22 protein-coding genes are annotated in these 23,546 nt (G+C 60.2%); 12 read left to right on the forward strand and 10 right to left on the reverse strand.

What is annotated here, in order from left to right; genetic code table 11:
• A partial coding sequence (locus MTR72_RS39030) for a GDP-mannose 4,6-dehydratase (protein WP_341512244.1) occupies positions 1–330 on the reverse strand: 330 nt, incomplete at its 3' end.
• A gap of 464 nt (positions 331–794) precedes the next feature.
• Between MTR72_RS39030 and MTR72_RS39035 the strand changes: the two genes are divergently transcribed.
• From MTR72_RS39035 to MTR72_RS39065, 7 genes are all read left to right on the forward strand, one after another.
• Positions 795–1,250 carry a hypothetical protein gene (locus tag MTR72_RS39035; protein ID WP_341512245.1) on the forward strand — a complete coding sequence of 152 codons (456 nt, stop codon included), beginning with the start codon at positions 795–797 and terminating at the stop codon, positions 1,248–1,250.
• A gap of 53 nt (positions 1,251–1,303) precedes the next feature.
• The gene (locus tag MTR72_RS39040) at positions 1,304–1,816 is read left to right on the forward strand and encodes a D-glycero-alpha-D-manno-heptose-1,7-bisphosphate 7-phosphatase (RefSeq protein ID WP_341512246.1); all 513 of its coding nucleotides are present in this window, start codon (positions 1,304–1,306) and stop codon (positions 1,814–1,816) included.
• A 547-nt stretch (positions 1,817–2,363) separates the two neighbouring features.
• Positions 2,364–3,578 carry a glycosyltransferase family 4 protein gene (locus MTR72_RS39045; RefSeq protein WP_341512247.1) on the forward strand — a complete coding sequence of 405 codons (1,215 nt, stop codon included), beginning with the start codon at positions 2,364–2,366 and terminating at the stop codon, positions 3,576–3,578.
• Positions 3,575–4,879: a hypothetical protein gene (locus MTR72_RS39050; RefSeq protein WP_341512248.1), complete on the forward strand. Its 1,305-nt coding sequence runs from the start codon at positions 3,575–3,577 to the stop codon at positions 4,877–4,879. Before MTR72_RS39045 ends, MTR72_RS39050 begins: the two co-directional genes overlap by 4 nt.
• A gap of 213 nt (positions 4,880–5,092) precedes the next feature.
• Positions 5,093–6,205, forward strand: coding sequence for a dTDP-glucose 4,6-dehydratase (gene rfbB / locus MTR72_RS39055; RefSeq protein ID WP_341512249.1), 1,113 nt, complete (start codon positions 5,093–5,095; stop codon positions 6,203–6,205).
• Between the two features lie 3 nt (positions 6,206–6,208).
• A complete protein-coding gene (locus tag MTR72_RS39060; protein ID WP_341512250.1) occupies positions 6,209–7,402 on the forward strand; it encodes a CgeB family protein in 1,194 nt (397 codons plus the stop codon).
• A 71-nt stretch (positions 7,403–7,473) separates the two neighbouring features.
• On the forward strand, positions 7,474–8,202 hold the full coding sequence (locus tag MTR72_RS39065; RefSeq protein WP_341512251.1) for a class I SAM-dependent methyltransferase: 729 nt from the start codon (positions 7,474–7,476) through the stop codon (positions 8,200–8,202).
• A 26-nt stretch (positions 8,203–8,228) separates the two neighbouring features.
• Here MTR72_RS39065 and MTR72_RS39070 read toward each other — a convergent pair whose 3' ends face one another.
• The 9 genes from MTR72_RS39070 to rfbA form a co-directional block, all read right to left on the reverse strand.
• Positions 8,229–9,254 carry a hypothetical protein gene (locus MTR72_RS39070; RefSeq protein WP_341512252.1) on the reverse strand — a complete coding sequence of 342 codons (1,026 nt, stop codon included), beginning with the start codon at positions 9,252–9,254 and terminating at the stop codon, positions 8,229–8,231.
• Between the two features lie 47 nt (positions 9,255–9,301).
• On the reverse strand, positions 9,302–10,870 hold the full coding sequence (locus tag MTR72_RS39075) for a lipopolysaccharide biosynthesis protein (protein WP_341512253.1): 1,569 nt from the start codon (positions 10,868–10,870) through the stop codon (positions 9,302–9,304).
• On the reverse strand, positions 10,867–11,994 hold the full coding sequence (locus tag MTR72_RS39080; protein ID WP_341512254.1) for a CgeB family protein: 1,128 nt from the start codon (positions 11,992–11,994) through the stop codon (positions 10,867–10,869). Before MTR72_RS39080 ends, MTR72_RS39075 begins: the two co-directional genes overlap by 4 nt.
• A gap of 59 nt (positions 11,995–12,053) precedes the next feature.
• Positions 12,054–12,920 (reverse strand): class I SAM-dependent methyltransferase, encoded by an 867-nt coding sequence (locus MTR72_RS39085; protein ID WP_341512255.1) that lies wholly within the window; start codon positions 12,918–12,920, stop codon positions 12,054–12,056.
• Between the two features lie 153 nt (positions 12,921–13,073).
• Complete coding sequence (locus tag MTR72_RS39090; protein ID WP_341512256.1) at positions 13,074–13,490, reverse strand: sugar 3,4-ketoisomerase; 417 nt, start codon at positions 13,488–13,490, stop codon at positions 13,074–13,076.
• 2 nt (positions 13,491–13,492) lie between these two features.
• A complete protein-coding gene (locus tag MTR72_RS39095) occupies positions 13,493–14,605 on the reverse strand; it encodes a DegT/DnrJ/EryC1/StrS family aminotransferase (protein ID WP_341512257.1) in 1,113 nt (370 codons plus the stop codon).
• A gap of 57 nt (positions 14,606–14,662) precedes the next feature.
• Positions 14,663–15,559 carry a methyltransferase, TIGR04325 family gene (locus MTR72_RS39100; RefSeq protein ID WP_341512258.1) on the reverse strand — a complete coding sequence of 299 codons (897 nt, stop codon included), beginning with the start codon at positions 15,557–15,559 and terminating at the stop codon, positions 14,663–14,665.
• Positions 15,560–15,597: 38 nt separating this feature from the next.
• Positions 15,598–16,557: a hypothetical protein gene (locus MTR72_RS39105; RefSeq protein ID WP_341512259.1), complete on the reverse strand. Its 960-nt coding sequence runs from the start codon at positions 16,555–16,557 to the stop codon at positions 15,598–15,600.
• A 16-nt stretch (positions 16,558–16,573) separates the two neighbouring features.
• Positions 16,574–17,449 (reverse strand): glucose-1-phosphate thymidylyltransferase RfbA, encoded by an 876-nt coding sequence (gene rfbA, locus MTR72_RS39110; RefSeq protein WP_341512279.1) that lies wholly within the window; start codon positions 17,447–17,449, stop codon positions 16,574–16,576.
• A 335-nt stretch (positions 17,450–17,784) separates the two neighbouring features.
• Here rfbA and MTR72_RS39115 point away from each other — a divergent pair, with 335 nt between their 5' ends.
• The 5 genes from MTR72_RS39115 to MTR72_RS39135 all read left to right on the forward strand — a co-directional run bounded on the left by MTR72_RS39115 (position 17,785) and on the right by MTR72_RS39135 (position 23,543).
• Positions 17,785–19,065 carry a CgeB family protein gene (locus MTR72_RS39115; RefSeq protein WP_341512260.1) on the forward strand — a complete coding sequence of 427 codons (1,281 nt, stop codon included), beginning with the start codon at positions 17,785–17,787 and terminating at the stop codon, positions 19,063–19,065.
• Positions 19,066–19,148: 83 nt separating this feature from the next.
• Positions 19,149–20,657: a hypothetical protein gene (locus MTR72_RS39120; RefSeq protein WP_341512261.1), complete on the forward strand. Its 1,509-nt coding sequence runs from the start codon at positions 19,149–19,151 to the stop codon at positions 20,655–20,657.
• Positions 20,650–21,555, forward strand: a complete 906-nt coding sequence (locus MTR72_RS39125) for an ABC transporter permease (RefSeq protein WP_341512262.1) — start codon at positions 20,650–20,652, stop codon at positions 21,553–21,555. Before MTR72_RS39120 ends, MTR72_RS39125 begins: the two co-directional genes overlap by 8 nt.
• 2 nt (positions 21,556–21,557) lie before the next feature.
• Positions 21,558–22,868 carry an ABC transporter ATP-binding protein gene (locus MTR72_RS39130; protein WP_341512263.1) on the forward strand — a complete coding sequence of 437 codons (1,311 nt, stop codon included), beginning with the start codon at positions 21,558–21,560 and terminating at the stop codon, positions 22,866–22,868.
• A 30-nt stretch (positions 22,869–22,898) separates the two neighbouring features.
• Entirely contained in the window at positions 22,899–23,543 is a 645-nt protein-coding gene (locus tag MTR72_RS39135; protein ID WP_341512264.1) for an acyltransferase, read from the forward strand.
• Positions 23,544–23,546 lie beyond the last annotated feature (3 nt).

The following is a 23,546-nucleotide window of genomic DNA, read 5'->3' on the forward strand; positions in this document are numbered from 1 at the left end:
ACCGACGGCGTCGGCATTGGCGGTGTATTCGGGGCTCTCGAAGCTGACCGCGACGTGGCTCTGGGCGGCGAGATTGTAGATCTCGGTCGGCCGGATCTGCTGCACCAGGCGGATCAGATTGGTCGAGTCGGTCATGTCGCCGTAATGCATCATGAACGGCACATTGCCGACATGGGGGTCCTGATACAGATGATCGACCCGCGCGGTGTTGAACGACGACGAGCGCCGCTTGATGCCATGCACGACATAGCCGAGCGACAGCAGATGTTCGGCGAGGTAGGCGCCGTCCTGGCCGGTCACGCCGGTGATCAAAGCGATGCGCTCTTTCATCTCAAAATCACGCCTGCCATTTGGACCCGTCAACTGACTAGATTCAGCCCAGGCAGTCAAACACGTCTATATTCAAGACCTGCATTGAAAATCAAGGACTTGATCGGGATGTTCCTGAATCGTCGCGTCTCGGGCCCGAATGGCCTCAAACCGCCCGTTCGCCGATACGGAGCTGTATTGCAGTAAACGTCGCCCACCCGTAGAGACAGCAGTACTGCGATCAAGCATTCTACGTCACGGTTCCCTGCATCAACCGGGTGCGCCCCATGTCCACCGAACCCAAGATATCTCTGTATCGCCGGATACGACGCCGACTGTTTCGCCCCTCCGAAATTCTCGGAGGATACGAGCAGTCAGAACTGATCGAAACGGTGTTTCGGAAGACTGTCGCATTTGAGCCTACGGACGATTGGCCTCTGGTCGCGGAGGTCTCGTCAGTGCTCGATTTTGGAGGAGGTTGCGGCTTGCACTACAAGCTTGCCGAACGGCGATCGCCCGGCATTCGCTGGGCTGTCGTCGAAACTCCCGGAATGGTCGCACGGGCGAGCGAACTTGCGACAGAGCGGTTGCGCTTCTTTTCCGACATCGACTCGGCCGCAGCATGGCTCGGCGAGATCGACCTCATGCATTCAAATAGCGCATTGCAGTACACACCTGACCCGCCCGCAACGCTGAAGCGGCTCTGCGGCCTCAACGCGCGGACCATGTACTGGGCACGTCTCTGGCTCACCGACAGAGTTCGGCGGGAAACTCAGACTTCCTACCTCAGCGACAACGGGCCGCGGGCACTCGTCGGCCTGCCCGAAAAGTTGGTCCGCTATGACCGTACCAGCGTCATGGAAGCCGACTTTCTTGCTGCGCATTCAAGCTACGTCCTGCGCGATCGCGGTCCCGACTGGTTTTGCTTCGCTCTTTCCTGACCTGACAATTTCGGCTATTGGGCAAACATCTCCCGAGGGGGTTGCCTTTCCGAATGAAGAGATCAGCCGTTTTTCTCGATCGAGACGGAGTGCTCAACAAGGACACCGGGTACCTGTTCAGGCCCGCAGATCTGATCTGGATTGAAGGCGCGCGCGAGGCGGTCAAGGCGATCAACGATGCCGGCTATCTGGCTTTCGTAGTTACGAACCAATCGGGAATCGCCCGCGGTCTCTATGAAGAAAGCGACGTCGAAAAGCTCCATGCATGGATGGCGGAAGAGTTCGCGATATCAGGCGCGCGCATCGACAAGTTCGAGTATTGCCCCCATCATCCTGACGGCCTCGTAGAGCGGTATCGAAGGACCTGCCCGCGACGCAAACCCAGCCCTGGGATGATCACCGACCTGGCCGTTCAGTATGATGTTGACCTGAGTAGAAGCATTCTTGTTGGCGACAAGGATAGGGACCTCGAGGCGGCTCACAGAGCTGGCATCGCCGGCTATCGGTTTAAGGGAGGAAATCTCTGCACCTTGATCAAATCCCTCCTGAGTAAACATCCTGCCTGAACGCATCATCGAGAAGCGCCACGCATAATCGACTGCAACTATCGATTGCACCGCCCTGCTCACCACAAGGCGACCGGTGCCGCGCAAAACCGTCGGAGAGATTGCCTCTGTCTGAATGCCGGGGTCCGGGTCAGCTGCGATGCGCAGCGTCACATCGGTAAGAGGACGGCCTGGCCGCACGATGTCCCGCGAGATTCTCAGTCCAAGCTAGTCAGAAGGATTTGGCCAAAGGAGTGAGGCATCGCCGACCCCCTTGCTGAATCCGGAACGATAGCCCTTTCGGTAGAAGACGTAACCAACCATCATGGTCCAAATCACGAAAAGCAGATAGCCCATCGCACGCCTCTTCGACGCAGCAAACACGGAAAATAGCAAAGAAAACCTTGAAAACAAAGACGTGGAGAGCCTTGACACGGCGACCGAGGTCAATGCAGCAATTTATCCCGTCGGCTTTGAAACTTGCGTCGGTGGCGGGCGGAAAGTCGGACGCCTATCGACAGTGATTGTCCGCCTTCGAGTTCCGCATATGAGACGCGCCGGAAAAATCTTGGTCGCAACCCAGCACTATCCGCCCGACGCCAGCACGACCGGCGTCTATCTTGGCGCGATTGCCGAGGCCCTCGCGGCCGACCTGGACGTCGTGGTTCTCTCTGGCTCGCCAAACTCCGCTCGGGACCAAGGCAATACGGCCAACCTCACAGTTGTTGAGCTCAGAAACCCGTCGCCACCAAAGCGAGCGCTGGTCCTGAGAGCGGCAGCCGTCTCGCTCTTTGCGCTCAGGATGTTTCTTTCCGTGCTTTGGCGGACGAAAGCCGATGATCTCGTCTTCTGCGTGAGCACGCCATTCACCTTGCCCTACGCGGCCGTGCTTGCAGCAAAGCTCCGCGGCGCGGCATCTGCCTTGCTCGTCTACGATCTGTATCCGGAAGCACTTGTCGCAGCGAGGGTGGTCGCTCGCACCTCGGTCGCCGCGCGCATCCTTCGCCTTCTGAACGCCCATCTGTTTCGGGTGCTGGACGCCATCATCACCATCGGACGGGACGTGAAGCCCCTTCTGACCGCCTATGACCGCGTCTCGCCGGACAAGATCCACTTCATCGCAAATTGGGCGCTGCTGCCGATCGGCCATCGCGAGATGAGACCGGACAATCCCTTCCGCGCCGGTCGCGACGCCAAGCTCGTCGTCGGGCTCTCGGGAAACCTGGGATTTACCCACGATCCAGACACGGTCTTCCAGGCCGCCCGCCTGCTAAAGGACGATGACCGAATCCATTTCCTTCTGTCAGGCTGGGGAGCCGGCTGGAGCGGCCTGCAAGCGAGCCAGAAGGCCGTAGGACTGTCCAATGTCACGCTGGTCGAACCGGTCGCGGAACACCAGCTTGCCGATTTCCTCGCTGCCGCCGATCTCTGGATCATCCCCTATCGCGCCGGCATGTTGGGCGTCTCCGTGCCCAGCAGGCTCTACAATCTGCTGGCCGTGGGCCGTCCCATCATCGCACTCGCCGAACCGGGTTCGGAAGCCGCCCTGATCGTCGAAGACGAGGGGATTGGCTGGGTCGTCCCGCCCGAACGTCCCCAGGATCTAGCAAGCGCGATTCTTTCCGCCGCCGCCGATCCCGCCGCAACGACGAGAATGGGTCGCAAGGCCGCGGCCAGCGCCGAGACGTACACCGCCCGACAGGCGCTGGGCGCCTACCGTGAAATCATCTCAGCCGCTCACGCGCGGCACCAGCGACTGCAGCAGCCCCGGGGAACGGCATGATCAAGTTGGCACGCACGACGAACCGGATGCGCGGCACGATCGCCCTGCTCATCGCAACTCTTGTCGCCCTGCACTGCTTCTCGCTCTACTGGCGAGCGCCTTACCTGGAATTCCACATCTATTACGACGCGAACCATCTTGGCGAAGCGCTCGCGATGGTCGTCGGCTTCTCATTGATCGGCCTGCTCTTCGTTTTCGGCGAGTTCAGCTTCGGATACTTCGTCGGCTTTTCCGCCTACCTCCTGATCATCGGCTATCTCTGGCTCAGCGCATTTTCCGATTTCACCTACGATCATCGTTCGGCCCAGATCTCGGCGGTGGCGTCCGGAGCGGCGTTCCTTCTTCCGTCCGTTCTTATCCGTTCTCCCCTGCCCCGAACATTTGCGCTGTCGGAAAAGGCCTACTCGCGGCTGCTCTTTGCGATCCTCGCGGTCACCTTCGCCACGCTGATCGCCGGCGCACAATACAACTTCAACTTTGCAAGTCTGCGGAGCATCGCGCTGCTCCGCGACGAGCTGAAGTTTCCCACTCTGCTTGCCTATGTCATCCCGATATTGTCGACCACGCTATTGCCGTTCGCATTCGCCTGCTTTGTCATGCGCGGAGCTCTGTTGCCGGCCAGCCTGAGTTTGCTGTTCCTGTTCATGTTCTATGCAATCACGCTCACCAAGCTGACACTCTTCGCGCCGTTCTGGCTGATATTCATCTTCCTGCTTTCGCGGAGTTTCGACTGCAGAATTTCCATGATTCTCGCTCTGCTTGTGCCGCTGATCGCGGGAACTGCAATGCTTGTCCTAGCACCGCAGCACGCGGCATACTCGCAAATCATCAATCTGCGAATGTTTGCAATTCCGTCCAACGCGCTCGACTACTACAATCATTTCTTCGCGCATCATCCCCTCACCCATTTCTGTCAGATCTGGCTCCTCAAACCCATCTTGACCTGCCCTTACGATGCGCCGCTCTCGATCATCATGAAACGGGCTTACGATGCCGGCAACATGAACGCCTCGCTGTTTGCCACCGAGGGCGTTGCTTCGGTCGGGATCAAGCTCGCGCCGTTGGCGGCGTTGGCCGGAGGACTCGTGATGGCGCTTGGGAATTGTGCCTCGGCCAGACTGCCGGCCCGGTTCGTTCTCACGTCGAGTGCCTTGCTGCCGCAGGTTCTCACCAACGTTCCGCTGTCGACCACCTTGTTGACGAACGGAATGGCCCTTGTGTTCATGCTTTGGTACCTGATGCCGGAGGAGTTTCTGAGGCTGGGTTCGCCGCCCGCCCGGCAAGTGCCGTCAGCGCAATGACATCCAGTAGGTGCACTGTCGGGGCCTTCTCCCAATGCCCCGAACGTCGGCCCAGATCGGTCCTCCAGCATCAAAAACACGTGGTAGATCATTGGGTTTTGCCATATAGAGTGCGCCGGGCGCCCTTCGCTGCTCTCGCCCTGGCGACCACTTCTCCAATTCTGAATTTCACGGACCAGAGATATACCAGGTCGGGAACAAGACAGGCTTTGCATGGCTAACATTCTGATCACCGGGGGCGCCGGATTCATCGGACAGAATCTGGTTCACACCTGGCGCAAGACGCGCCCGGACGACCGGCTCACCGTCATTGATGCCATGACCTACGCCGCCAACATCACCAGCCTCGAACCTCTGATCGAGAGCCGCCAGATCAACCTCGTCAAGGGCTCGATCACCGATGGGGCATTGCTGCGCGACCTCTTCGACCAGCACCAGTTCACCCGCGTCGCGCATCTGGCTGCAGAGTCTCATGTGGACCGTTCGATCGAGGATCCCGAGGCATTTCTCACAACCAACGTGCTCGGCACCTTCGCCCTGCTCAAGGCGTCGCTTGATTTCTGGCGCGCGAACAAGCTCCTCGAACAGTCACGCTTCCTCCATGTCTCGACCGACGAAGTCTATGGCTCATTGAGCGCACACGAGCCGGCCTTCTGCGAAACTACGCCGTACCGGCCGAATTCGCCGTACGCGGCCAGCAAGGCCGCAAGCGATCACCTGGTCCGCTCGTTCGAGGTCACCTACGGGCTACCGGCACTGATCACGAACTGCTCGAACAACTATGGGCCCTATCAGCATCCGGAAAAGCTCATCCCGCTGATGATCATCCACGCTTTGGAGGGAAAGGCACTTCCAATCTACGGCGACGGCTCGAACATCCGCGATTGGCTGCATGTCTCGGATCATTGCGAGGCGCTTATTGCCGTGATCGAGCGCGGACACGTCGGCGAAACCTACAATGTTGGCGGCGGCAACGAGCAGAACAACCGCAACGTCGTGGGCTTGATCTGCGAAACGATCGATCGCGCCTTTGCCAAGGACTCCAAACTCAAGGACCGATTCCCGGCTTGCCCGGCGGCCGACGATCGGTCCTGCCGATCGCTGATCACGTTCGTGACTGACCGGCCCGGGCATGACCATCGCTACGCGATCAATGCCACCAAACTCGCCAACGAGCTTGGTAAACGTTGCAGCGTCGATTTTGCCGCCGGCCTGGAGCAGACGGTTCGCTGGTACATCGAGAATGAGGCGTGGTGGCGTGCCATAATCAGCGGCAGCTATCGGACCTGGATCGAAAAGAATTACGGAAATCGATCCGCGGTCTAGACCATGCGTATTCTGCTGCTCAACACAGACTATCAGCGCTTTCAGGCCTGGTTCTATGGTCGTCATGCAGGGCTCGAACTCGAGTCCTATGCGACGCAGGTGGCCAAGCGCGATGCGAGCCTGTTCGGACTGTCGGATTTCTACCCGAAGAATTTCGCCGCCCACGGACATGTGGCGCAGCAGATCTATGTCAGCACGGTCTGGATGCAGGCGGCCTGGGCGCGCGAGCATGGTCTGCCGTTCGAGGCTCCCGCGGAGCTATCGACGGCCGAGCGACGCACCCTGCCAGGCTGGGCCGAAAGGGCTGCGGCGCCGTTCAAGCAGAGATTGCGGCCGTTGGCGCGGAGGCTCGGTTTCAGCCCTTCACTAGACAAGCAGAGCGAAAACGTGCTGCTCGCCCAGATCGAGGAGTTCAAGCCGGACGTTCTGATCAATCAGGACGTTTTCTACGCCGACTTTCGGCTCATGCGCCGGATCAAGGGAATCGGCAAGCCGATGCTGGTCGGGCAAATCGGCGTTGCGCCGACGCTCGGCGAGGACTGGCCGGTCTACGATCTCATGATCTCGCAGCTTCCCTCGACGGTGCAGTTCTTCCGCTCGCTCGGCGTACGATCCGAACTGCATCATCTCGCGTTTGAGCCGAGTCTCCTCGACGCGCTGCCTCCCGCTCCCGAACCGGACGTTGACGTTTCCTTCGTCGGCTCCATCTCGACCGACCATCTCCTTCGCATCAAGCTGCTCGAAAGCATTGCCGAGCGCTACGAGCTCAGACTGTGGGGCAACCGACCGCAAGCGCTTCCAGCCTCCTCGCCGCTGCGCCGGTGCTTCCAGGGCGAAGTCTGGGGCGTCGACATGTACCAGGTGCTTCGCCGCTCCCGTATCACGCTCAACTCGCATATCGATTTTGCGCGCAACGAAGCGGGAAACATGCGCCTGTTCGAAGCGACCGGAGTGGGCACGTTTCTGCTGACCGACTACAAGGATAACCTGCACACCTTGTTCGACGAAACGCGCGAAGTAGCGGCCTGGCGCTCCATTGAGGATTGCGTCGCCGCGATCGAGCACTACCTGCGCGATAGCAAATCGCGCGCCGGGATCGCCCGGGCCGGGCAACAAAGGACGATGGCGAGCCACACCTATCGGCTCCGCACGGCTGAACTCCTCGCCCTGTTCGAAACTATCCGGCCCCGGCCTTGAAGCTGTCCCGTACCATCCGGCAAATCGGCAAGCGCGTGATCAAATCGTCGCCGCTTCTGCGACGCAACATCATGAGCTCGAGCGATTATCGCGTGTTGAGCGGCCGCGACGAGGCAAGGCAACTGCTGCTGTCATCCGGCGGATGGCTCGCCGCCCGCACCGTCGCGCGCCAGGAACGCGCCTATCGCGGTTTGATTGCCGATATGAAGCGGGGACGGCCACGGATTGACTTCGAGGTCGCGGCCAAGGCCATCGCCGCCACCGGTATCAGGCGTCCACGTGTCATCGAGATCGGCTGCGGGACCGGCAGCTACTCGGAAGTGCTTGCGACGTTGCTTTCCGGCGCGATCGACTATCGCGGCATGGACTACTCGGAGGCCATGATCGCCCGCGCCAGGATCCATCACCCTGGCCGTTCATTTGACGTCGGAGATGCGACGAGATTGCCCTATGGCAACCGATCGTTTGAAATCGTATTCAATGGCGTCGCCCTGATGCACATCGTCGACTACGAAGTAGCGATCCACGAAGCAGCTCGGGTGGCGGAACGCTACTGCATTTTTCATGGCGTTCCGGTGTTTCACGACCACAAGACGACTTTCCTCACCAAGCTCGCATATGGGGCGCCGGTGATCGAGGTCATCTTCGGCAAGCGGGAATTGCTCTCCATCTGCAACAAGGCAGGCTTGCTGCTGGAGGCGGAGTGGCCCGGAATTCCCTACGATATGCATGAGGTGACCGGTCATCACTCGATGACGGAAACCTATCTGTTCGCGGTCAGCCAGGCCCCTCGCCGGTAATCTGCCGCACGGCTCCGTTGCACCGCTCAGTAGGCCTTGCCTCGCAAGACGAGAAACGCGCGCCCGGTCACGATATCGAGCAACTGGAAGCAGCGGTTGCGCGCCCTCCGGACCATGTTCTCAAGGCGGCGCCAGAACGCGTTGACGTCGGCACGCGCGAGAGGCTTGGCGTCTGATACGTCGATACTCGCGTTGATTCCCTGTTCGATCCTCAGCATCTCATCGACATAGGGCCTGTAGATGTGCTTCCGCACGACGCTGGTGAATGGCGCCTCGTAGTTGCGGTGATTGTTGAAGATGAAGCAGCCGAATCCCCTCTTCACACCTTGAAAATGGAAAAAGATGAGCGGCTGAGTATCATCAATCAAAATCTGGGGAGCACGAAAGCCGATCCGATAGTTGGCCAGGTTCCACGGCGCGAGGTTCGCCCCATGGTTTTCGATCGCTTTCACCCGTGGGAATCGCCTGGCGAGTTCCTGCAGGTATCCCTGATCGGCAAACCTTTCGCCATCGACATAGTCATGGCACCACTCGATGCACTTCTCTCGCCACCATCGAAGCGGGGTCAGGCCATCGAGATCAGTCCGGGCTCCTACCCATCCCACATTGTAGACCCCGAACCGCTTCAGTCGCTCGAGTGCCGGCGGATAACGATGGGGAACGATGGCAAATGCCGCGCTGCCCAGCTCTTCATAAATGGGCTCGGGCGAACCAAAGAAGAACAGGTCGCCATCGAGATAGGTCACCCACTCCGAGTCGGCTTCCAGTTGCGCCACGTAGAGCAGCCAGGCCGGGCAGAGCGTGAAGTAGTATTCGACGAGGCTCCGGCCCGTTTTGGTCGCGGCCACATCGGGATCAGCAGCCTCGAAGTCGGAGAGCTGTACGGGGATCAGGTCCGGCAAGGCAATCTCGTGCAGCAACCGATAGGCGGCCGGATCCAGACAGAGGACCCAAAGCCTGGAGCCAGGGGTATGCCTTCGAAGAGAGTGATAGAGGGTTAGTCCGCGCGACAGATAGTTGCGGTCGAAGCAGGTGCAGTAAACGCGCTCCATCATTGCTCCACGCCTGCGGCATTCTTGATTGCCATGATCCGACGCTTCTAGCGCGGAATGGCGCCAGCAAATGCATGACGGGCTTTCTCCTTCCAAAGCGGAAGAGAAATGCCCGCCACTGCTGCCAACCAGAGGGCACATTCAAGGAAAAAGTGCAAGGCTCCGGAGCCCGGCACGGCCGCGCTGATGAGAACTCCCAGGCCGTATCCGACCAAGGTCGTTGCGCAGGTAATGACGGCCAGGAACGCCAGGTGCACAACCGGACGATCCAGCGTTCGACTGACGATATTGGTCGACAGCCAACCAAGCTGGGTGGTCAGCTCGCTGCAAACGAGAGCGACGGCCACTCCGATCACGCCGGCATAGGCTCCGCCCGCGACGGCCAGAACAAGGAAGAGTGCGAGCTGCGCGCCCTTGATCGATGCCAGAAGCGCTCCTCGGTTGCTGTAGATGGCGTAGTTTCCCGCGAGGATCGACGGCGCGGTGGCGACCGCGCCGATCAACAGCGTCACGGTCAATCTCGGATCATAGGGGATGGCTCCATGAGTCCACAGCACGAAAAAGTCCGGCCAGAACGCCAGGACGCCGGAGACGATGGTGGCGGCGAGAACCGAGACAAGGACCGAGCCCCGCGCGTACAGCGTACTGAGCTTGTCGCGGTCACCGACAGCAAAATCATGTCCGAGCTCCGCAGCGAGCGGCTGGCTAACTAGGACGCAAGTGGCGCGCACCAGGCCAGCGACAACCCTGGTCAGCCCCCATTGTGCGACAACGATGCGGTCAGCCACGAGAGCGCTCACGAGCAGAATTGGAGCGTTCACCAGGACGAGATCGGCCAGGCTCGCGGCGGCAAACGAGAAAGATCTGCGGAACTGGCCAACGACCCAGGCCCAGGATGTCAGCATGCGTCCGCGACGCAAGTACGGAAAGGTCTTAGGCGCATCGACCGTCACAAGGTAGACCGAGACAAGAACCTGCACACCGACATAGGCCAGCGTGACAGCGGTGAGACTACCTGTCGTCACGATGGCCGCGATCTGCCCGAGTTGTCCGACCAGCATGGCAACGCACTGCAATCCCACGGCCCGCGCGTACAAGCCTCGCGCGCGATACAACGCCGTGGGCGGATTGCCGACGATGCTGACCAGCATCCCTAACGTCATCAACGCGAGGCTGGCATCGAAATCGGGGACGGAATGGTAGCCCAGACTGATCGAAGGCGGAAACAGGACTAGGGCGATCCCCAGCAGAATCGCCAACAGCGCGATCAGAGCGAGATAGACTGCCAGGATTGATGCATAGAAATTCGCGGTCTGATCGTCTCCACCGGGACGAGACCGAAGAGCCAGGAAACGGTTGATGGAGCGCAGCTGCAGGCCGAGGTCGGCAACAGGGATGAGATTTCCGACCGCACAGAGGGACAGCCAGGCCGCCAGAGTATCGCTCGACCAGAATTTGAGAAAGATCGGTATCAGCGCGACTTGCTGCAGGATGCCAAGCAGCATCAGAAGAAGATTGGCGAGCCACCCCTGCATCAACCGGCGTGCACGTCCCCCAGGCAGGCTAACGCCCTGCTCCAGCAACGTACGTTCCGGATTTTCGGTCTCTGGGCTCATGTCGGCAGGCGCCGCTCGAGGATCGGAATTAAATCCTTCATGCGCTCGCGGTACGTGTGCTCCGTTAACGTGCGAGCTTGCCCGGCGGCCGCAATCTTCGCACAGCGCTCGGCATTGCCCAGGAGGGAGGAGACCTTCTCAACGGCATCGTCAGGACCGAAATAGGTTTCGACTTCCTCGCCCGGCGCAAACAGACCGTTCAGATTATCCTTCCGTTCGGTCAGCAACAGAGCTCCCATGCCCGTCGCTTCATACAAGCGCATGTTGTTGGCGAAGTTTTCCGCGACTGCGATGTGTCGGTTGAGCGTTATCCTGCTGCGCGCCAGAATCCGGTACATGTCGAGACCCCAGACCTCGCCCTCGTATCGGTCCCGGATCGGCGAATTGTCTGGCACGCCGTCTATGCCGTAACCATAGATCTTTATCGGCGTCGCGCGGCAAAGCCGTTCCAGAAGCGGAAGCGCGGACCCATGGCTCCGGCCGAGAGCGCCGACGAAAGAGAACTCGATATCCCTCGGGATCCCGTCGAAGCAGGCCGACATCCGGTGGTCGAAACCCAGACGAAAATATTCCGAATCGACTCCCTTCGCCTTGATGCGATCCACGAAATGCGGAAACGAGGTCAGAATGAGATCGTATCCCCGAACGAAGCTGTCCGGTGGCAAGGCATAGGCGATCTGCCCGACCACCAGCTTGACGTGCTTGCGGATCTTGCCGAGAAACCAGCTCGGAAATAGCGACAGGTCGTGGCAGTACAGCACATCCGGCCGCAACGAGCGCACCTGCTCAAGTATCGTGCTAAGCAGACCAGGCAGCGCGGCCACGACGTGGCCCAGGATCGGAAGACGGTAGAACCGGTGCGGCGCCGCGTAGTCCAACAGTTTGGCGTTGCGGCCATTTTCCCTCAGCCAGCTGGCCTGAAGGGGAACGCAATTCGCGATCAGGTCAAAGGCTTCGCAGCCGAGGTCATTGAGGTGCTTCGAGTAGAAGTCCGACGTTCCGAAGCGGGCCTCGATCAGAGAGCGATGCTGTAACGCATAACTCTCGCTCGCAAGCTGAGTATTGCGCCCGTAGTGCTCGCCAAGAAAGCGCCTGTAATAGGTATCGACAAAAACGATGCGCATGGCCCTTCCGGTCGATCCCAGCCCTGTTCGTACGCCTCGCAGCGGGCGTGCCGACGCAATCAACTCTTGCGCAGCACAACCAGGAGGCTATCCCCCCAACCAAGCGCGTCGGCCAGACGGTTGACGGGACCGATCAATCCGTGCGCCAGACCGGTGGCGCGGCTGGCAAACCGGTTCTTCCAGCGCATCACACGCGATGCCTTCGCGGAAACCGATGGCCCCGAACCGGTCCATGCCGTCGAGGCCTGTCCTTCCGCGGCTTCATCGCCATAGGCGCGGAGCTGCAGGATGGTCCACAGGTTCGGAGTGATCGACTTGATATTCTCGACCTGGTAGCCGGCCTTTTCGGCAATGAGAGAAAAGGATCGCTTGTTGTAGTGATGCAGGTGATAGGGGATATGCCAGTTGATCCACTTGCGTCCCGACACCAGCCTGTTCAGCGATCCCGCGTTCGGAAACGCCAAGACAACCTTTCCGCCAGGATTCAGCCTGTCGCGCACGAGCCTGAGCAACGCCGGCGGATCCGGAACGTGCTCGATCACCTGATTGAGGACGATCAAATCGAACGACTGGCCTGGAAACGGATTGTCGTGGATGCTGCCAATGTGCACGTTCAGGCCGAAATGATCGGCGATAGCGCGGACGTTGGGGTCGGCTTCAACGCCCCAGGATTCGCCACCCAGGTTGCGCACCTCGAGCAGCGACACGCAGGAGCCGCACCCGATATCAAGCACCTTCTGGCCGGGCTTGACCAGATAGTGCCCCTGATTGTCCGTGCCCTCACGATGGCGCTTTTCAGCCGCGCCTTCCCGCAGGACGAGATCGGCCTCGTTGCGAAGCGCCGTGAAATCGACTTCCCTCCGCGGATAATAGCGGCTGTACAGTTCGGGAAGATCCTTCTCGGCGAGCTGGGGCGAAGTGACCATCTGCCCGCACGCGTCACACTTGAGGATCGAGTATGTGCCTGGCGATCCGTAGCGGTCGTCCCAGATCGCGTCGATGTAGGGCGTACAACCCGATCCACAGGCAATACATCGAACAACGGATTCCTGCTTCGACATGTTCTCCCCGTGTCCCTATCAATCAATCTTCAGAGCGTTCTTGTCATGGATGTAATCGTCCGCCTCATAGGGACGATCACAGACGACGAGCAGCAGCGAGCCCGGTTCAACGAACTCTTCGGTCGCGAAGATTCCCGGAACCAGATTGATGAAATCTCCGGCCCCGAGCACAAAGCGCTCGTTCGCCGTCCCGTCGAATGCATCGATCGCGACTCTGCCGTGGAGGCAAACGACAAACTGGCTGCATGCCTTGTGCGCATGCCCTCCCCGGACCTTTCCCGCCGGAACGTCCGAGATCCAGAAGATGCGCACCGGCACGAAAGGCGCGTGCCCGACCAGGTCGACCACGCCCAAATTGCCGCGGTCATCACCAAACAGCTTGGCGCTTCCACGCGTGACCCTGCTCAAGGCATTGGCTGTCCGGCCGCTCGACATGACTAGTTTCCAAAGAATCCGCGTACGGCTTCAGCGACCCGGTCGACTTCGCCGCCCGACATCGTCGCGAAAATCGGAAGACTCAGGATCTGCGCCTGCAGCCTATCCGTCACATCCAGCGTCCCCGCGATGCGGCTGCCGGCGGCAAGCCCGGGCTGCCGATGCGCCGGGAGTGGATAGTGGATGCCGGTCATCACGCCCGACTTCGCCAGATGGTCCTTCAGGGCGTCGCGGCGGTCCGATTTGATGACGAACAAATGGTAGGCGTGATAGGCGCCCTTGTGCTCGACGGGCAGCGCGATCGGCAAACCGGCCAGGCGTTCATTGTAGGCGCGCGCGATCTCGCGGCGCGCCCGAACATCCTCATCCAGCCCCTTGAGCCGGACATTCAGGAAGCCGGCCTGCAGCTCATCGAGGCGCGAGCAGCGTCCACCGGGAATTTCCGCGAACTGCGGCTCCCGCCAGCCATAGGTCCGCAATTGACGAACGAGGCTTACGCCGTCGGCAGAGCCTGCAACCGCGCCTGCGTCTCCGATCGCGCCGAGATTCTTAGTCGGGTAAAACGAGAAGCAGCCAAACCGGCCGAACGAGCCGACCGGCCTGTCCATCAGGCGAGCGCCTTGCGCTTGGGCGCAATCCTCGATGAGCGAAATCCCGTGATCCGCTGCCAATCGGACCAATTCCTCGATCCGGGCCGGATGACCATAGAGGTGAACCGCAAGGATTGCCTTGGTGCGCGGACCGATCGCGGCCGCAACGCGGTTCACGTCGATGCAGGCCGTATCGAACTCGACATCGACGAAGACGGGCGTGGCAGACAGCGCGTTGATCGCGGCCACGCTCGGACCGGCCGTATGCGAGGGAACGATGACCTCGTCTCCGCGGGCGATGCCGGCAGCCTGCATCGCGAAGATCAAGGCGTCCGTGCCGCTACCAACGCCGGTGGCCGCCTCCGTCCCGATCGCGCGCGCGAGCGCCTTCTCCAGTGCATCAAGCTCGGTGCCACCAATGTAGCTGCCCGACGCGATGACACGACGCGTCACCTCGATGAGATCGGCCTCATATCGCGCCACATCACGACGGGGGCTGGCCAAGGGAACGACGGTGGCTTGCATGTCTGGGCCAATTGTCGAGGGATGATGATGCATTTTGATCGCGCTCGGGATTTGCAACTAGCGGTCGGCGCGCTTGAAGAGAAAGCCGCGGTAGGAGCATTGCTCGGGCGCGTTCGCGACCTGCGGGCGCTCGTCGTTGAGAAACTCCCGATCGAGCCGATAGCCGCGCGACTGCATGAACTTGACGAACTTGTCGCGATTCAGGAACCACCCCGTGTATTCGGTATCGTAACCGTATCTCTGGGCCCGCTGCACCACGACGAAATCGTCCGACACATCCACGAACGGCATGCGGCAAACCATGATCCAGCGGCTGCCCGTGTCTGCAATCCTGCCAAGGAGGCCATAGACATCCTGGACATATTGCAGGGAACTGCTCGCATAGATGAGATCATATGAGGTCTTCAAGGCGCCATCGATATCGGCGGTAAAAACGGCATCCGGAACGCAGGTCCGGCCTGCCTCGATCAGCGGCGGCAGGTCCATGATCGTATAGCTGACCGCCGTCTCCGGGAACAGCTCCTTCGCCAGCACGGCATAGTGGCCGACGCCGCCGCCCCAATCGAGCACCCGCACGGGCGTTCCCGGACGGGCGGAGATCACCCGGCCAAGAACGTAGCCGAACGTCATGATGATGTTGTGCGGGCTGATGTTGGCGGGCGCACCGGGCTTTGCTTCGTGAGCCACACCCAACGCGCGCGGCCCGCTGACCGAGGCCTGGAAATCCGACCATTTCTCGACCTGCGTCGCCACGATCGACGAATGCAGCCAGCCGTTGCTCGCCATCCAGTCCGCCTCCGGCACGGCCTCCCATTCGGGCCCGGAGCCCTGCACCGCGTCCTTGATGTCCTGCACGAGACCGCCGTCGCCGTCGTGACGGTTGCGGATCGCGCGCAGAAGATCCGTCACGATGGGCGGCAGCAGCAGAACGGCAATGCGCTTAAGGCTGGGCATGTGCGGGCTGATCATTTCCAAGCGCTGATTGTGTCACCTCAAATCGCAGAAATCAGATTTCTGCGGAGCAGCGCTCGAACCGCCTCCCTCACAGGATGCTGCAGATCGCTCTCGGCCGTAAAGCCTAATCGCCCTGCCCTCTTCAAGACCCCGCGGATTTTCCGCGCGTAGCGCGAAAACAACAGACGCTGCGACTCTCTGGAAAAGTCGTAGCCCCAGGCCGGGATGGCTGCAACGTGCGAGAAGGCGCCGACCGATACCATGCGGAACGAATGGTAGTGAAAGAAGACGACCGGCACTCCGCTCACGGTCGGTCGGCTCGCGGTGCCCTCGACCTTGTAGGCGAGCAGGTTCCACGGCGCGACGCCGCCGCCGATGTTCTTGAGGATACGCAGCCCGGGATAAAGGCTCGGCCACTCGTTGAGATAGCCCTGATCGCCGCAGTAGCCGTTTTCCGGCTCCAGCACACACTTGTCGAGGACTTGCTGACGCCACCTGTTGACACAGGCCCTCGCCTCGTCCCCCACGAGGAAGGCGAGGAAGCCGACGTTGAACCGGCCGGAGCTGCTCTCGTAATGCCGCCGGTCTTCCGAGTAGCGGTGCTCGTGAATCAGTATCGTTCCCGACGACCCGAGCTCATCCAGCAGCAATTGCGGTGACGAGAAGAAATAGAGATCTGCGTCGAGATAGGCGACGATTTCGTTGTCTGCTTGCGCCTGCACCATGTGGCTCATCAATGCCGGCGCGCAGGTCCAACAAAACTCCCGATGAGGCCGGGTCGTCTTCACCTCGACCAATTCGGCGTCGCCGATATCCTCGACGGTAACGACCTTCCAGTTCGGCCGCCCCATCCTGGCGACCATCGATGGGACTTCATCGTCCATCGCGAGGATCGTGACGGTCTTGTCGCCGGCGAATTGCGCCTCAAGGCTCTCGAGCATCACCAGTCCGCGTGCCGCATACCGCGCGTCAAACAGCGTGCAGAAATGAACAGTCATCGAAGTTGCGCCACCCTCAAACAATCAACGGCAATTCGCGCACATAGGCGCCGTACTCGCTGGCGCTGAATTGCGCTGCGCTGGCCATGAGCTCGGCCCGCCCGATCCACCCCTTTCGGTAGGCGATCTCTTCAAGGCACGCGATGCGCAATCCCTGGCGTCTCTGCAGCGTCGCAACGAAATTCGTTGCCTCGAGCATCGAGGCACAGGTTCCCGTATCCAACCACGCGAAGCCGCGCCCGAGCTGCTCGACATACAATTCTCCGAGTTCGAGATAGCGCCGGTTCAGGTCGGTTATCTCGAGTTCCCCGCGCGCCGACGGTGCCACCGTCTTGGCAAGTTGAGGCGCGCGCTCGTCGTAGAAGTACAGACCGACGACGGCCGAATTCGACTTGGGGTTTTCCGGCTTTTCTTCGACGTGGGTCGCCCGGCCATTCTCGTCGAATGTGACCACGCCGAACTCGCGGGGGTTCTGGACGGGATAGCTGAACACGGTCGCGCCGGCCTGCCGGGTTGAGGCGTGCGCGAGGGAATCCGAGAAACCCTGGCCGTAAAATACATTGTCGCCGAGTACGAGGGCACTTGGGGTCCCGTCCAGGAAACGCTCTCCAATCAGGAAGGCTTCGGCAAGCCCCCTGGGCTTATCCTGGACCGCATATTCGATCCGAATACCCAGCCGCGAGCCATCGCCGAGCAGCTGGCGGAACGAGGGAATATCGCGTGGGGTCGAGATCAGGAGGATCTCCCTGATATCGGCGAGCAGGAGCGTCGACAGCGAGTAATAGATCATCGGCTTGTCGTAGATCGGCAGCAGTTGCTTGCTGACGACCGACGTCATCGGAAACAGGCGCGAACCCGTGCCCCCCGCCAATACTATTCCACGACGTACCATCATACCCCCCATGCGCGACGACGTCCAACCCACCTAGACACGGCACCCCCGCAGCATTGCAAAAACATACATTTTTTCAGATAGTTAGCGCTATTCGCCCAAAATCTGAAGCCGACCCATGGCACGCATTCCAGTTGAAGCATTTCGAAGAATTCTGCAATAAGTTTGGGAGAACCAGCCTCCCAGTATATTGGTCGGCGGCCTCGCTTCGCGCGAGATTTAAGGGTGGACACCCCTGCGCGGCTTACGGCAACAACCATGCTGTCGACTCTGAGCCCACCTCAGGTCGAAACGGCCCCCAATAGACGACACTCCAGAGTTCGGCTGAAGCTCCCTTGCGCATCCTGATCATAAACACCGACTATCCTGCCTTCCTGAGGCAGCATTACGGGAGAAATCCGGAACTCAAGGACAAGTCGTTCGACGAACAGCTTGCCGCACGCAACGCCAGCTTCTTCGGCGTTTTCGACGCCTATTCCAAGGCCTTCGAGAGCCATGGGCACCACGCCATCGAAGTGCACGCAAACAATGGACTGCTCCAGCGCTGCTACATGGTTGAACGCGGACATCCACCTCCGCCTGTTCCGCCGCCTTCCAAGAGCAGGTTGGTCAGAAAGGCGTCGTCGGTATCTGCGCGCATCATGAACCTTATGATGAACCGTATTCCATTCCTGCGGTTCTATCGTCCGACGTTGACCAGCCCGTTTGGCATAGCGCCATGGCGGCTCTCGGACATCCTGGTTTCGCAAGTCGAAGAATTCCGCCCTGATGTGATTCTCAACCAGTCGGTGAGCGAAATACGTTCCGAGCTTCTGCTCCGCTTGAAGCCGTACACGAAGCTGATCGTCGGCCAGATCGCCTCTCCCCTGCCCGAACGGGAAGACTATCGCGCCTACGATCTCATGATCTCGTCGCTTCCCAACTTCGTCGAATATTATCGCAATCGAGGCATCCGCTCCGAACTGAATCGCCTGGGCTTCGATCGCCGCGTGCTCGAAACGATCGGCAGCCCGCCCCGAGATGTCGACGTCACCTTCGTCGGCAGCCTGTCGCCGGCCCACCCCGAGCGAGCACAACTGATAAGCTGGCTCGCCGAGCAGACGCGTCTCGATATCTGGGGAAATGGGGTCAAGCAGTTTCCGGCCAAATCACCGATCAATCTGCACTATCATGGCGAAGTGTGGGGCGCTGACATGTTCAGAGTGCTCGCCCGCTCCAAGATCACCATCAACAATCACATCGGAATCGCAGGAAACTACGCCAACAACATGCGTCTCTACGAGGCGACCGGCATGGGCTGTCTCCTGATAACCGATAAGAAGGCAAATATCGCGGAGATCTTCGAACCGGGCCGGGAGATCGTTTGCTACAGCAGCAAGGAAGAGTGCCTGGAGCTGATAAGATACTACAGCACGCACGAAGCTGAACGATCGGCTATCGCAGCCGCGGGCCAACGGCGCGCTCTTGAAGAACATAGCTACATCGCAAGAACATCGGAGCTGGCGAGACTGTTTGAGTCCTGCCTGGCAGGAGCAGAGCAGCCTGGACGACGCATCGTCAAAGCTGATGCGCGTCACGGGGAAACGGCTTTTCCCCATGGCTCCGGATCCCGATAATCGATCCGACCGACCCGCATCGATAGCGCATTTCGAATTGGCTGCTCGAACATTGCGGACAGCTGTTTCGCACCGGAGATGAAATGAAATCGATCTTCCTTGTCAACGCATTTTCGGGACGCGGCCACCTCGATTCCTATGCGAGGCTGTACTCGAGGGCACTTCTTGAGCTCGGATATCGCGTCACCTTGTTGGCGGAGACGGACGGAGGAACTGCGGACTATCTTTCCCGGAACGCTCCCGAATTGACGCAGTCATTTTCGTTCGCCTCCTTTGAAGCTCTGCGCCGCTTTGACGGCGCACCGTGCCCGTCTCGGGGCGATCTCAATCTGGTGCAGCGGACGCGCCTGATCTGGAACGAGGAAGGTCCGTCGGGCATCATTTCGGGCGTCGCACGGATTTCGATCCGTCAAATGAGCGCCCTGGTGCCACACGGCTTTCGACTGCAGGTCGCGCGCGCGCAGCGAGCGATCGCGCGAGGCCTCCTCGCGACGCGCCTTGCAAAACGCCTGGGACTTCCCTCGTACTTCGACATTGGGAGGATCCCCTTTCAGCATTTCGTTCACTACGTCGAGAAGGCCGCCGCGTTTCCGCCCGCGTCTGCGCCGGACCTGGTATTTTTCCTTTACCTCGACCTGATGGCCGAGCAGGAGCGCAAGATCAGCGCTCTTGACGGCCCCGGCGGAGCCCCTTGGGCTGGAATTCTGTTTCACCCGCGACGCCACCGCAGCGACAGCGCGGACGCCGAGGGTTATTTCAGATCCGGTAACGCGCGGGGCGGCATTTTTCTGGTCCCCGCGATCTCGGCTTACGCGGAGGCCCTTCCTCACCTGAAGTTCGCCATGGCTCCGGATGTTGCGGATTTGGAGCTGCCACAGGCCCCCTCCGAGCTCGCAGCGGAAATTCGCCGCCGCGCAAACGGCAGGACGCTCGTCCTCCAGATCGGCTCCATCACGGCGCACAAGGGCATTTCAACCCTTGTCGATGTGATCAGGGCCGCAGATCCCGACCGCTTCTTCTTCGCGATTATCGGCGAGGTCTATTGGGGAACCTTTGGCCCTGACAAGGGCGCCATCCACGCGTTTTTGGGGAGCCCACCGGAGAACGTCTTCTTTTCTTCCGGCTATATCCCCGACGAGCGGTCGTACAATTCGTTGATCGCAGCAAGCGACATTGTTTATGCGGTCTACAAGGACTTTAGCAGCTCATCGAACTCCCTGACCAAGGCGTCCGGCTTCGGACGTCCCATTCTCGTCGCCGAAGATTCGCTGATGGGAGAGCGGGTCCGCGCATTTCGTATCGGCGCAGCCGCGCCCGAAGGGGATGCGCGTGCCGTCCTGGCGGAACTCACCGACCTCGCCCAACGGGCCGGCAGCGACTTTGCCTTTGCGTCCTACCAGAAATCCTATTCTCTCGAGGAACTGAAGTCCGTGCTGGCGGCCGCCGTACCGGCCTGGCTGGAGCGAAGGCCTGCAGCCGTCACGACGACGCCAGCCGGCGGTGTCCAGCGGCACCCGGCGCAGCCTGTGGATCGACGGACCCGCAATTTGGGCTTGCAGCAACCGGCGGAATTTAACAAAGAAAATGGCTAGCGGGCAGCGGCCCCCATCTCACCCCAGTTTGTTGGAAGCAACAATGACATCTAGAGAATCGGAGGCCTGGACCACGGTCATAGAGTCGGCACGGGCGTGGCACGCGCCTGATCTGCGCGGCCTCTGGCAGTATCGCGACCTGGTCATGCTTTTTGTTCGCCGCGACTCCGTAGCGACCTACAAGCAGACCCTGCTCGGTCCGATCTGGTTCGTCATCCAGCCCTTGATGACGACGATCGTGTTCACTGTCGTATTCGGTCACATCGTCTCGGTTCCGACCGACGGCCTTTCCCCTTTCCTCTTTTATTTTGCCGGAGTGCTCTGCTGGCAATATTTTGCCGGAAACCTCACGCGCACGTCCGATACGTTCGCCAGTAATGCGGCCATCTACAGCAAGGTATACTTTCCGCGATTGGTCACCCCGATATCAGGGATCATCAGCAATCTGATCGTGCTCGGCATTCAATTTATCGTCTTCGTCTGCGTGCTTCTGATCTACATATACCGCGGCGCAGCGGTTCAGCCGAATCTGTCCGTGATATTACTGCCGCTACTGCTTCTTCAAATCGCGGCGCTCGGACTGGGAACGGGCCTCATCATTTCCACGATGACGACACGCTACCGCGATCTCACCCACATGATCGGGTACATGATGCAGCTCTGGATGTATTCCACTCCGATCGTCTATCCGCTTTCGCAGGTCCCGGAGAAGTGGCTCTGGCTCGCATATCTGAATCCGATGACGGCAACGGTCCAGATGTTTCGTTATATGCTTCTCGGCAGCGGTGCGCCCAACATGACCGCGATGGCCTACAGCACCGCCGTGACCCTGATCGTGACCTGCATCGGGCTGGCGCTGTTTTCGCGCGTCGAACGTACGTTCATGGACACGATCTAGTCATGAGCAACTCTGTTATCTCCGTTGAATCCGTCTCGAAAACTTATCGCCTCGGGGTGCTCAACCACGGCACCCTGCGACGAGACCTGCAGTCATGGTGGGCGCGAAGACGCGGACTGCCGGATCCGAACATCGAGATCGGCAAGTCGGAGGTGAGAGCGGGCACCGATTTCAAGGCACTCGAGGACGTCAGTTTCGACGTGCAGAACGGCGAGACGGTCGGCATCATTGGCCGCAATGGTGCCGGCAAGTCGACGCTCCTGAAAATCCTCTCGCGGGTTGCCGCTCCCGACAGGGGCCGCGTACGCATCCGCGGTCGCGTCTCCAGTCTGCTGGAAGTCGGCACCGGCTTCCATCCGGAGCTCACGGGCCGTGAAAACGTGTTTCTGAACGGCGCCATCCTCGGGATGACCAAGACCGAGATACGCCGGAAGTTCGACGAAATAGTCGGTTTTGCGGAAATCGACGAGTTCATCGACACGCCGGTCAAGAGATATTCTTCCGGCATGTACGTCCGGCTCGCGTTCGCGGTGGCGGCGCATCTCGAGCCCGACATTCTGATCGTCGACGAAGTGTTGGCGGTCGGAGATCATGAATTCCAGAAGAAGTGTCTCGGCAAGATGAAAGACGTCCGCACCCAAGGCAGGACGGTGCTTTTCGTCAGTCACAACATGACAGCGGTGAACAATCTGTGCGTACGGTCGATCCTCCTTCAGAAAGGCAAGGTCATCGCCGACGGCCCCAGCTCGGAGGTGACGCGAACCTATCTCGGAACCGCACTCACGGCGACACAGTCGCACTGGCAGTTCGCGCTCCCCGCAGGCGAAACCAAGCGCGCGTTTGTAAGGGAAGTCTTCATCACCGACCTGAACGACGAGAAGCGCGAGGCCTACGAGCTGACGAAGGACTTCGTCATCGGGATCAGATATCGTCTGACGGAACAAATCCGCGGCCTCACAGTGGGATTGCAGATCGTATCCGAGGACAACAACGAGACGCTCGTATCGCTCACCGACGCCGAGCTGGATATGACGCGCCTCGAGACCCGCGAAGCCGGCGACTATTTCGCTCGTATTCGTATCCCGGCGCGCCTCTTGAACACCGGTACCTATTCGCTGCGAATCGGCATGTCGCGCAGCCGCCACGACATCTACGACGTCGTCGAGGGGCTCAGCTTTCGCATCATCGATTCCGTGGGTATTGTGATGTTTCTCGGGTATGAGCGAAAGGGCTCTTTACTTTCCGTCCAACTGCCCTGGACCGTCGAAAGAGAGGGCTCGACCGTGAACGCGAAAAGCAGCGCGGCCGGGTGAGATCCACGTGAGCACGGTCAACAGCGCAAGATGACCCCGCTTGGAAGAGCAACAGAAGCCCTGATTCAGCGCTGGCGTCGCTGGCGGCTACGACTGCTGTTTGGAGTCGACCTTCCGACGGACTGCCGGATCGGACGTCACGTCACGCTATCAGGCCGAATCTCGATCGGCCGCAAGGTCAGCCTAGACGACGACGTTCGGCTGATGGGGAGTATTTCGATCGGCTCCAATTCGACCATCCATCGACAAACGGAGCTGACGGGCAATATCGTGATCGGTGATGATTGCGTTGTCGGTCCATTTTCGGTTCTGTCTACTGCCGGCGGCGCCTCAATTGAGATCGGTGACGATTGCTACATCAATAGTTACAACGTCATCGGCGCCAACGCGGGCGTCCACATTGGCGGCCACTGCATCTTCGCGGCATTCGTCCACATCACGGACGCCTCGCACGGGATTGACGATTTGGAGACGGCGACCAAGCACGCGCCTGCCTTGGCATCCCCGGTACGAATTGGCGAGAACGTCTGGTTGGGCAGCGGCGCGATGATCACAATGGGCTCGACCATCGGCGACCATGCGGTGGTCGGCGCAAAATCGCTGGTCCGCAGCGCCCTCCCCGAGCGGTCCATAAGCTTCGGGATCCCCGCGCAGATTCATCGTCTCAGGGAATAGTGC

It is taken from the genome of Bradyrhizobium sp. ISRA442 (genome assembly GCF_038085055.1).
GTDB lineage: Bacteria > Pseudomonadota > Alphaproteobacteria > Rhizobiales > Xanthobacteraceae > Bradyrhizobium.

Bases quoted from the DNA above. Each gene is read 5' to 3' on its own strand.
- MTR72_RS39040 (WP_341512246.1), top strand. From the start codon at position 1,304: ATGAAGAGATCAGCCGTTTTTCTCGATCGAGACGGAGTGCTCAACAAG.
- MTR72_RS39050 (WP_341512248.1), top strand. From the start codon at position 3,575: ATGATCAAGTTGGCACGCACGACGAACCGGATGCGCGGCACGATCGCC.
- rfbB (WP_341512249.1), top strand. From the start codon at position 5,093: ATGGCTAACATTCTGATCACCGGGGGCGCCGGATTCATCGGACAGAAT.
- MTR72_RS39060 (WP_341512250.1), top strand. From the start codon at position 6,209: ATGCGTATTCTGCTGCTCAACACAGACTATCAGCGCTTTCAGGCCTGG.
- MTR72_RS39065 (WP_341512251.1), top strand. From the start codon at position 7,474: ATGAGCTCGAGCGATTATCGCGTGTTGAGCGGCCGCGACGAGGCAAGG.
- MTR72_RS39070 (WP_341512252.1), bottom strand. From the start codon at position 9,254: ATGGAGCGCGTTTACTGCACCTGCTTCGACCGCAACTATCTGTCGCGC.
- MTR72_RS39075 (WP_341512253.1), bottom strand. From the start codon at position 10,870: ATGAGCCCAGAGACCGAAAATCCGGAACGTACGTTGCTGGAGCAGGGC.
- MTR72_RS39080 (WP_341512254.1), bottom strand. From the start codon at position 11,994: ATGCGCATCGTTTTTGTCGATACCTATTACAGGCGCTTTCTTGGCGAG.
- MTR72_RS39085 (WP_341512255.1), bottom strand. From the start codon at position 12,920: ATGGTCACTTCGCCCCAGCTCGCCGAGAAGGATCTTCCCGAACTGTAC.
- MTR72_RS39090 (WP_341512256.1), bottom strand. From the start codon at position 13,490: ATGTCGAGCGGCCGGACAGCCAATGCCTTGAGCAGGGTCACGCGTGGA.
- MTR72_RS39095 (WP_341512257.1), bottom strand. From the start codon at position 14,605: ATGCAAGCCACCGTCGTTCCCTTGGCCAGCCCCCGTCGTGATGTGGCG.
- MTR72_RS39100 (WP_341512258.1), bottom strand. From the start codon at position 15,559: ATGCCCAGCCTTAAGCGCATTGCCGTTCTGCTGCTGCCGCCCATCGTG.
- MTR72_RS39105 (WP_341512259.1), bottom strand. From the start codon at position 16,557: ATGACTGTTCATTTCTGCACGCTGTTTGACGCGCGGTATGCGGCACGC.
- rfbA (WP_341512279.1), bottom strand. From the start codon at position 17,449: ATGGTACGTCGTGGAATAGTATTGGCGGGGGGCACGGGTTCGCGCCTG.
- MTR72_RS39120 (WP_341512261.1), top strand. From the start codon at position 19,149: ATGAAATCGATCTTCCTTGTCAACGCATTTTCGGGACGCGGCCACCTC.
- MTR72_RS39125 (WP_341512262.1), top strand. From the start codon at position 20,650: ATGGCTAGCGGGCAGCGGCCCCCATCTCACCCCAGTTTGTTGGAAGCA.
- MTR72_RS39130 (WP_341512263.1), top strand. From the start codon at position 21,558: ATGAGCAACTCTGTTATCTCCGTTGAATCCGTCTCGAAAACTTATCGC.
- MTR72_RS39135 (WP_341512264.1), top strand. From the start codon at position 22,899: ATGACCCCGCTTGGAAGAGCAACAGAAGCCCTGATTCAGCGCTGGCGT.